This window comes from Helicobacter apodemus, assembly GCF_000765745.2.
Classification (GTDB): Bacteria; Campylobacterota; Campylobacteria; order Campylobacterales; family Helicobacteraceae; genus Helicobacter_D; species Helicobacter_D apodemus.
Map to the genome: position 1 here is coordinate 1 of NZ_JRPC02000051.1, position 3,957 is coordinate 3,957.

Annotated in this window: 5 protein-coding genes and 1 pseudogene; 2 read left to right on the top strand and 4 right to left on the bottom strand. The window is 29.2% G+C overall.

Annotated elements, in window-relative coordinates:
* Positions 1-208 (bottom strand): annotated as a pseudogene (locus LS72_RS10160) (hypothetical protein); the annotation flags it as partial.
* Complete coding sequence (locus LS72_RS10165) at positions 205-912, bottom strand: hypothetical protein (RefSeq protein ID WP_034555116.1); 708 nt, start codon at positions 910-912, stop codon at positions 205-207. The pseudogene LS72_RS10160 and the gene LS72_RS10165, both read right to left, overlap by 4 nt.
* A gap of 216 nt (positions 913-1,128) precedes the next feature.
* On the opposite strand from LS72_RS10165, the gene LS72_RS10170 reads away from it, so the two are divergent.
* A complete protein-coding gene (locus tag LS72_RS10170; protein WP_034555117.1) occupies positions 1,129-1,812 on the top strand; it encodes an AAA family ATPase in 684 nt (227 codons plus the stop codon).
* Position 1,813: 1 nt separating this feature from the next.
* Positions 1,814-2,026 carry a hypothetical protein gene (locus LS72_RS10175; RefSeq protein WP_034555118.1) on the top strand — a complete coding sequence of 71 codons (213 nt, stop codon included), beginning with the start codon at positions 1,814-1,816 and terminating at the stop codon, positions 2,024-2,026.
* Between the two features lie 84 nt (positions 2,027-2,110).
* Here the strand turns inward: LS72_RS10175 and LS72_RS10180 are convergent, their stop codons facing one another.
* Complete coding sequence (locus LS72_RS10180; protein ID WP_052087375.1) at positions 2,111-3,082, bottom strand: replication initiation protein; 972 nt, start codon at positions 3,080-3,082, stop codon at positions 2,111-2,113.
* Positions 3,083-3,152: 70 nt separating this feature from the next.
* A complete protein-coding gene (locus tag LS72_RS10185) occupies positions 3,153-3,506 on the bottom strand; it encodes a hypothetical protein (RefSeq protein WP_138155331.1) in 354 nt (117 codons plus the stop codon).
* Between the last annotated feature and the right edge of the window lie 451 nt (positions 3,507-3,957).

Genomic DNA, 3,957 nt, shown 5'->3' on the forward strand with positions numbered 1-3,957 from the left:
TTGTAAAGTATTCTTTAGGTAATTCCTCTATTCGTGCTTCAATAACATAATAGCGTTGAATTTCGCTAAGGAGTGCAAAAATATTTCTAGTATTACCAGTAAGTCCTTGTGCAAAGGAAAGGTTATTCCATTTATCATTGCCTTGATTTCTTGTATGTATAAAATCTCTTTGGTTGGTATCTCTTTGATTGTTTAAATTTGCATTCATCGTATAACCTCTACTCTCACACGCTCTCTATACAATTTAGCAAGTTCTATAATTTCTTTTTTGGGGTTTCTATTGTTTTTAGTAAAAAGTAAAATTTTTTCACCTATAATCCTATCAATGGCATAGAAATCATCGGGTTTAGTAAAAATATCTTTAATGTCGGATTTTAAAATAGCTTGATTTTTTCTGCTTAATAGAATTTTTAACTCTCCCTTTTGTATTTTTGCTTCTTTAATGCAAAACTTTAAGGCAGAACCTTTATTGTAGAAACCTTTTCTCTTTTCAGATAGAACTAAATCATTAATTCTTAGGATTGCAACTCCAAATTTTGTGGCAACAACATAAGAGTTTCTTTTTTTGTCTAATACCTCTCCAATAACAATGCCTTTTTCTTTGGAGATACAATAATTGATTTTTTGCAAGGTGTTTTGCAAAGAATAGAGCTTTAAATTTCTCACTAATATTTTTTCTATGTTTTTAGTATCACTAGGTTTTAAAAACACGACATCTTTTTTAAGCTCATTAAACTTGTTATAGAATATTTTATAGAATTGATAATTCCCATCTTTTTTAATGGATTTAATTTCAACACCACCATAATATCTTGAAAGGGCATTTTCAAGAGCCAAGATAGCTTCAGAAATAGTAATTCCATCATATTTATCAATTAAAGATTCTAAGAATTTGTGAGAAATTTTTTTCATTTGAAACTGCCTAAAAAATTAATATGACAAAACTTTAACATTAAAACATACCCAATATTTATGAAAATGAAAAAAATTTAGTTTAATATTGTTTTGATATTGTTATAATATCGTTTTAATATATTTATTGTTAATATTTTTTTAATATTGTTTCAATATTATTTAAATATCATTATGATATTTTTTCAATATAAATTTAAAACTAAGGTTTTTTGCATGATTATATCAATAGTGAATGAAAAAGGCGGGAGTGGCAAAACCACATTGGCTGTTAATCTCTCCGCAAGATTAGCAGAAGATGGAAATAATGTTTTATTAATTGATGCAGATCCTCAAAAATCTACGGAAGTATTTTCAGATATGAGAAGTCAATCAAATTTAGAGCCTTTATTTTCAAATGTTTCAAAAACAGGTATTAGCTTAGGTGATGAGATTAAAAGAATGAAAAATACCTTTGATAACATTATAGTAGATACAGGCGGTAGAGATAGCAAAGAAATGAGAAAAGCTATACTCTCCTCAAATATCATCATCATTCCAACAATCCCTAGTCAATATGATGTGAATGTGTTGGATCATATGCTAGATTTATATAATGAAGCAACAGAGTTTAATCCCAATTTAATAGCTTTGATTTTGGTTAATAGAGTTTCACCTAATCCTTTTTTAGCAAAAGAGTTAGAGCATCTAAAGGAATATATCAATCAAACAAAGCAAGAAAAAGGCTTAGATAGAGTAATAATGCTTGAAAGCGTAATTTATGAAAGACAAGCCTATCGCAAAGCTGTAATAGATGGCAAGAGCATAAAAGAATTTTGCAATAAAAATGATAAAGCTTTACAAGACTTTGAAAATTTTTACCAAGAGCTTTTAAAAATAACAAATGAAATAGGAGCATAATATGGGATTTAAAAAACTAAGTTCACCAAAAAAAGAAAATGATTTTGTAGATTCCGCTCGTGGTGAAACAAGCGATACAAAGAATGCCAAAAGAAGCAAAAAGCTTGTAATCAACTTTACTGAAGAAGAATACAAAATATTAAACCAAGAAGCTAATTTAATGGGTTTAGGCTTAAACTCTTATGTTAGATTTAGGGTTTTTAAGAAAGATTGATTGCTGTGCTATTAATATTATTATGATATTTATTTAATATTATAATAATATAGTTTTGATATTCAATTAATATTTATTTGATATTCATTTCAATAATTTTTTTTCAAGTTCTTTTAGGGATTTTTCTGTTGGGTAATTGCTTAATTTGTCTGCAAAATTGCGGTTGCCTTCTGTATCCTCAAAAACAAAAATAGATTCTCCCTCTGCATTGTGTCCTTTGCCTAAAAGTTTTTGTTTGCCAAACATACCAAAATCAAACCATTTGTTTTTGTGTTTTTCAGAAAATTCTGCGTAAATATCTGCTTGTTCTAACAGTTTTTGCACATCATCAGGCTTCCATTCAAAGCAAATTTCTACTACTCTATTCCCCCCTTTTTTGATTTTTTGATAAGTGAGGCTTTTAAAAGGTATTCGCTCTTGGTCTAAAAGATTTCTAGGTTTTATTAGCTCTTTTAGAGCAGGTTTTAAAATTCTTTGGTCAATATCAATTTGCCGATAATCTTTTGGAATATCCATAACCCTTGCAAACTCACTCCATTCCATACGCATATAACCTGTTTGGCGATATTGTTTTAAAAGGCGATAGAGTGTTTTAGTGTATTTGCCACTGAGAGTGATAAACTCTGCTAACTCAAAGCGGGTGAAGTTCTTTGTAAGCTCGTTAATAAGATATTCAAAGCGTGGATTTACAACCATTTCAATTCTTAGCAAATTTTCATAATTAACATCATCTTTTGAATACCAAAGTGTGAAACTTTGAAACAGATTCACTGTTTCTTTTCCTATCTCTTCTCTTTCTTTATCTTCAACAAGAATCGTGAAATCAGCTTTAAAAAAATTTGTTTTTAATACTGACAAGTAATTTCCTAAAGCTTTGTATGTAAGGTTCTCGGTGCTAAATTTTAAAAGTTCCTTTGGATAAAAAATAATTTTTTCTCCTGCAGGTTTTCCTTTGATTTTTGTAAGGATTCCAAAAAGTAAATTTTGTTCTTGCTCTGTAAAACTTGGAAGCTTCACTTTGTTGAAGTCATTATGATATTTCACTATTTCGTTCATTGATAGCCTTTATTTCTCAACAAAATTGGTTGTCTAACTTGGTTCGTTTTTATTATAGCATAAAAAACTACTATGTAAATAGTTTTGTAGTCTTTAGTCTTTGTGTTTCCCCATATTTTCGTTCTCCTAATTTGTAGTCTTTACTCATAGAGGAAGCAAATATTTCCTTTTGTGTTTCCCCATATTTTCGTTCTCCTAATTTGTAGTCTTTACTCATAGAGGAAGCAAATATTTCCTTTTGTGTTTCCCCATATTTTCGTTCTCCTAATTTGTAGTCTTTACTCATAGAGGAAGCAAATATTTCCTTTTGTGTTTCCCCATATTTTCGTTCTCCTAATTTGTAGTCTTTACTCATAGAGGAAGCAAATATTTCCTTTTGTGTTTCCCCATATTTTCGTTCTCCTAATTTGTAGTCTTTACTCATAGAGGAAGCAAATATTTCCTTTTGTGTTTCCCCATATTTTCGTTCTCCTAATTTGTAGTCTTTAGTCTCCTAATTTGTAGTCTTTAGTCTTGGATTCTTTAGCCTTTAAAACCTCGTATTTTACGATGTTAAACAACTCTCCTCGCGCGCGCGTAAAAAATATATAAAAAGATTCTAAAAAGATTCTAAAAGAGAAATGCTAAAAATTTTGTTTTTAAAATAAAAAACTGAAAAATACTTCTTGATTCAAAAATTCTATGACAGACATAAGAATATCTAGAGAAGAAGATTAGAGTGATTCCACACAAATTGTTAAAAATTTAAAAACACTTGACTTTATAAAAATTTTGTTATAGAATATGGTTTTCTTATTTAGTTAAGTGCTTGCGGGCTTTGTTCCTTGTTGAGTGTAGCGGTTGCATTCGAACATTGACCCTTTGACGACCGATTA